Genomic DNA, 4,377 nt, shown 5'->3' on the forward strand with positions numbered 1-4,377 from the left:
GGAGAGTGTCCGGCTGTGCGGCCGGTGTGATCGAACGTACTGATGCCCCCTCAAGCTGTCATTTCGGGCGTATGGGGGGTACTGGCCGGAGGGGGCCGTTCGGGGTACGTCTTGGGCGTGTACGCGGCTCGCCTGCGACCTGATGAGGTATCAAAAGATCCCGCAATCTACGTGATTGACTGACTATTGGTCCGTCAAGGTGATCTTCTGACTGCGCCTCACCCTCCGGTGCTTCCGGGCGGCGGGAACTTCCGGCGCGTCGCTGCTTGACATCCGGGCGAGGGGGCCTCTCGGTGTCCCCGACGCCGCCTCGGTGCCCGTGGATCCCTGTCCTCGGGCCGGCGATGCATACAGTCTGCGCCACACCTGGTACGGACCGTTACCGGTCCGTATCGCGGGCGTCCGGTGTAAAGGGCATCCAGTCCCTGTCAGGGTGGGGCGTTTTTCGGACAGGACAACGGAAGGCGCGTACATGTTCACATTGCCGTGGCGGCGGACCAGGAGCACCGGCAGCGGAAGGATCGCGCCCGGGGGTCTGCCGCTGCCCGAGGGGGCGGGTCGGGTCGAGTGCCAGGTCATGGACCCGGTGGGGGTGCCGATGCAGGCGGCGGTCACGGTCCTGGACCGGACCGGACAGGCCGTCACGGAGGGAAGCACGGACGCCTACGGCCTTTTCACCGCCGCCGTTCCGCCCGGTGACTACCAGCTGTCGGTGCTCTGCGAGGGCTTCCGGCCGCACCGTGCGCCCGTCCAGGTGTTCCCGGACACCACGGCCTCGGTCGGGGTGGTCCAGCTGGCCACGGCCCCGCTGCCGCCGGTCCCGGGACCGGGCCGCTGGGAGATCGATCCGGACCACAGCGCGGTCCGGTTCGTCGCCCGGCACATAGGACTGGCTGAGATCCACGGCAGGTTCAACCGCTTCTCCGGCAGCCTGTGGATCGCCGAGCGGATGCGGGACTCCCAGGTCGAGGTCTACATCGAGGCCGACAGCATCGACACCGGCGTCCGGATGCGCGACGACCACCTGCGCTCGGCGGACTTCCTCGACGCCGCCGTCCACCCGTATCTGCGCTTCAGCGGCGGTGACTTCGTGCACCGCGGCGGCTCCCGGTGGAGCGTGACGGGGGTGCTGGAGCTGCACGGCGTCGCCCGCACGGTGAAGCTCGACACCCAGTACCTGGGCCTCGGGACCGGAATGGCGGGCGAGACACGTGCGGCCTGCAAGGCGGTCACCGAACTTCACCGCGAGGACTTCACCCTCACGTGGCAGAAGATGCTCGCCCACGGCATCGCCGCGATCGGCGCCACCATCCGCGTCGAACTGGACATCCAGGTCGTCCAGGCGGCGCAGTCCGACGGCGCGTCCGCCTCCACCTGAGGAACGGCCGAACCCGGGTCTCCGCGTCCGCCGTCATGCGGCGACTGTCGCGTTTTCCACCTGCCTGGACTCACGCTGTCACACCGCCGACACGCCCGAAATGACAGGGTTGTTGGCTCTCGTTACGTTCCTCGCAGGTCGGTCGTCCGGCCGACGTCCGCGAGACCGAGAGAAGCGACATGCCCACGCGAACCTTTGTAGTGACCGCTGCCGGAGTAGGCGCGGCGGTCCTCGCAGCAGCCGGTATCACCTACGCCTCGACCATCGACTCGGCGCCGGCGGCCCCGTCCGCCCACCGGGCCGCCCCGTCCGTGCACCGGGCGGCCGCACCCGCTCAGCGGCCGGCCAAGCCCGCCCAACGACCCGCCGCTCCCGAGGCCCCCTCCGGCCGCGGCGCGGGCGGAGAGAAGGACGAGGGCCGCGACCGGGACGACGGCGGACGCGGCCGCGGCCATGAGGAACAGGGAAGGATCTACTTCAACGAACGCACCTACTCCGCGACCGGTGAGGGCTGCATCACCGCGGCCAGCGGACTGGGCTCCAGCAGCTTCAGCATCTTCAACGACAGCAAGTGGACGGTGGAGGTCTTCCGCGGTTTCACCTGTGACAACGGTTCTCCGGTCGCCACCGTGGGACCCCACGGCGCCACCAACGGCGTGGTGACCACCACCGTCCAGGGCGGCCTGTTCGGTGACGACGGCGTCGTGGGCAGCTTCCGGGTGATCCGCGACTACGACGAGTGGTGACCGAGCCGCCCCGGGCGCATCCTGGACCGTTGGTGGTGGATCCCGCGGCTGCTTAACCTGGAGTGTGGTCTTGGCACCTATGGGGCAGGAGGTCTGACCCATGGCCGTAGAGCTGAACCACACGATCGTAGCCGCGCACGACAAGCACACCTCGGCCCAGTTCCTCGCCGACATACTGGGTCTCGAGGTGCGCCCGGAGTACGGGCCGTTCGTACCCGTCGAGATTCAGAACGGGGTGACCCTGGACTTTCTGGACACGACCGAGGCGGTCACGCCCCAGCACTACGCCTTCCTGGTCTCCGAGGACGACTTCGACTCGATATTCGGCCGCATCCGGAACGCGGGCCTGACCTACTGGGCGGACCCGTTCCACCACCGTCCCGGCGAGATCAACCACAGGGACGGCGGCCGAGGGGCGTACTTCGAGGACCCGAACGGCCACAACATGGAGATCATCACGAGGCCGTACGGGAGCGGCGAAGACTGAGACATCGGGACGGCCGGCGTGCGCCCGGTCAGCTCCTCGTCGCGCGGGCGTTGCGGATCGCCCGCGTCACGACCGGTGGCAGCAGGTCGACCGCGAGCCGGCGGATGGGGCTGCCGCGCCGAGGTGCGGGCCGGACGGTCACCGGCGCAGGTGCGGGTGCGGGTGTCGAAGTGGACACGGGTGCCGACGTGGACACGGGTGCCGATGCCGGCTCCGGAGCCAGGGACGCCGCCCGGGCGGCCTGCCGCGCATGCCTGGACTGCGGGAACGTCGGCGCCGGCATCCCCTTGGACTTAAGCCGGATGATCCGGTGCCCGGCGGCCTCCTGGACGCTGACATGGCAGTCGGACCGCTCCTGCACCATGGCCAGCAGCTCCTGCTGGACCGGTTCGGGATCGCCCCAGGTGCCGTAGAGCTTCTGCGTGCTGAGGCAGACGGGGTGCAGGCCGCGGTTGAGCACGGCCTCCCAGGCGGCTACGGACACGCCGGGTGTGTGCTCGGACCGGAAGTCGTCCAGGACGACGATGCCGTCGGGCAGCAGCAGGTCGTGGGCGGCGCCGATGTCGCCGTGCACATGCTTGTACAGGTGGGAAGCGTCGATGTGCACGAACCGGCAGGAGCGGGCCTCGAGCTCCCGGCGCACCAGGGAGCTGGGGCCTTGGAGCACACGGGGAAGTTCGTCGTGGAAGGAGCGGTAGTTCTCCTCGAAGGCGCGCCGGGTCAGCGCGCTGTAGGACTTCGCCGACTCGGCCCGGTTGGCGTCGTCCGGGGCGTCGCCCTCGAAGAGATCACACACGGTGTACCTCTCACCCGGCTGCTGGTGCCGGCCGATGAAGATCGCGCTCTTGCCCATGTAGACACCGACCTCCAGCAGGTCGCCGTGGACCCCGGCCGTCTCCTGCCGCTCGAGGAACCAGTCGAAGAGCACCTGGTCGAGCACGGGGAACCAGCCCGGCACGTCGTCGAGACGGTGGGGCGGTCGCATCGGTTCCTGGATGGTGGTCATGGGGCGGAGGCACTCCCTCGTCACGGCAGTCTGTGGGATCCCTGCGGAAAGCCCATGGGGGATGGCGGCAGGCGCACCACGGTCTCTACCCCGCGCGTTGGTTCAAAGCGGAAGAAGAGATGAACGGCCGCCCAACAACGGAGGCGGACGTGCGGTACCCCGGCCCGATTACGGCGGGCCGGGGTTCCGGGCGATGGACGCGGCGGGGCGGGTCTCAGTAGTCGCCCCGGTCGCCCTTGTGGCGCTGCACGACCCGGAAGCTGGCCACGACGCCGTCCTTGACCTTCAGGCCGTCCTTGACGCAGCCGGGGTGCACCCCGTTGCTTTCGCTGTGGGGGCCGACGGTGGCGATGGGGGCGCCGTTGTCGCAGGTGACGCCGCGGAAGACCTCGACGGTCTTCTTGCTGTCGTTGCGGATGTTGAGGCTGTTGGAGCCGAGGCCGCTGACGACGGTGATGCAGCCGCTGGGGTGGGCGGAGTAGGACCGCTCGTTGATGTGGATCCAGCCGTAGTCGTGGTGGCGGTTGCCGCCGCGCTCGCCGTGGTCCTCGTGGTCGTTGTTGTTGCCTTCGTTGCCCTTGCTGTTGTTGTTTCCGCCCTCGCCGCCCATGGGCGCTTGGACGGGGGCCTGCTGGACGGCGGCGGCGGGTGCGGCCTGGGCGGCCTGGGGTGCGGGTGCGGCGGTGGCGTAGGTGATGCCGGTCGCGGCCAGGGCCGCGGCGGCCGCGATGCCCGCGGTGATCGCGTGAGAGCGGGTCAT

At 69.6% G+C, this 4,377-nt stretch carries 5 protein-coding genes; 3 read left to right on the forward strand and 2 right to left on the reverse strand.

Going from position 1 to position 4,377, the window contains the following annotated elements:
* Nucleotides 1–472 precede the first annotated feature (472 nt).
* The 3 genes from IE318_RS44065 to IE318_RS44075 all read left to right on the forward strand — a co-directional run bounded on the left by IE318_RS44065 (nt 473) and on the right by IE318_RS44075 (nt 2,611).
* Nucleotides 473–1,378 (forward strand): YceI family protein, encoded by a 906-nt coding sequence (locus IE318_RS44065; protein ID WP_189908447.1) that lies wholly within the window; start codon nt 473–475, stop codon nt 1,376–1,378.
* Nucleotides 1,379–1,557: 179 nt separating this feature from the next.
* A complete protein-coding gene (locus IE318_RS44070) occupies nt 1,558–2,124 on the forward strand; it encodes a hypothetical protein (protein ID WP_030187094.1) in 567 nt (188 codons plus the stop codon).
* A gap of 100 nt (nt 2,125–2,224) precedes the next feature.
* Entirely contained in the window at nt 2,225–2,611 is a 387-nt protein-coding gene (locus IE318_RS44075; RefSeq protein ID WP_030187097.1) for a VOC family protein, read from the forward strand.
* A gap of 28 nt (nt 2,612–2,639) precedes the next feature.
* Here IE318_RS44075 and IE318_RS44080 read toward each other — a convergent pair whose 3' ends face one another.
* Both IE318_RS44080 and IE318_RS44085 read right to left on the reverse strand, forming a co-directional pair.
* On the reverse strand, nt 2,640–3,617 hold the full coding sequence (locus tag IE318_RS44080; RefSeq protein WP_189908448.1) for a class I SAM-dependent methyltransferase: 978 nt from the start codon (nt 3,615–3,617) through the stop codon (nt 2,640–2,642).
* A gap of 214 nt (nt 3,618–3,831) precedes the next feature.
* A complete protein-coding gene (locus tag IE318_RS44085; RefSeq protein WP_189908449.1) occupies nt 3,832–4,377 on the reverse strand; it encodes a hypothetical protein in 546 nt (181 codons plus the stop codon).

Source organism: Streptomyces spiralis (assembly GCF_014654675.1).
In the GTDB taxonomy this organism is placed as follows: domain Bacteria; phylum Actinomycetota; class Actinomycetes; order Streptomycetales; family Streptomycetaceae; genus Streptomyces; species Streptomyces spiralis.

Coding starts and splice junctions, on each gene's coding strand:
- IE318_RS44065 (WP_189908447.1), top strand. CDS start 473: ATGTTCACATTGCCGTGGCGGCGGACCAGGAGCACCGGCAGCGGAAGG.
- IE318_RS44070 (WP_030187094.1), top strand. CDS start 1,558: ATGCCCACGCGAACCTTTGTAGTGACCGCTGCCGGAGTAGGCGCGGCG.
- IE318_RS44075 (WP_030187097.1), top strand. CDS start 2,225: ATGGCCGTAGAGCTGAACCACACGATCGTAGCCGCGCACGACAAGCAC.
- IE318_RS44080 (WP_189908448.1), bottom strand. CDS start 3,617: ATGACCACCATCCAGGAACCGATGCGACCGCCCCACCGTCTCGACGAC.
- IE318_RS44085 (WP_189908449.1), bottom strand. CDS start 4,377: ATGACCCGCTCTCACGCGATCACCGCGGGCATCGCGGCCGCCGCGGCC.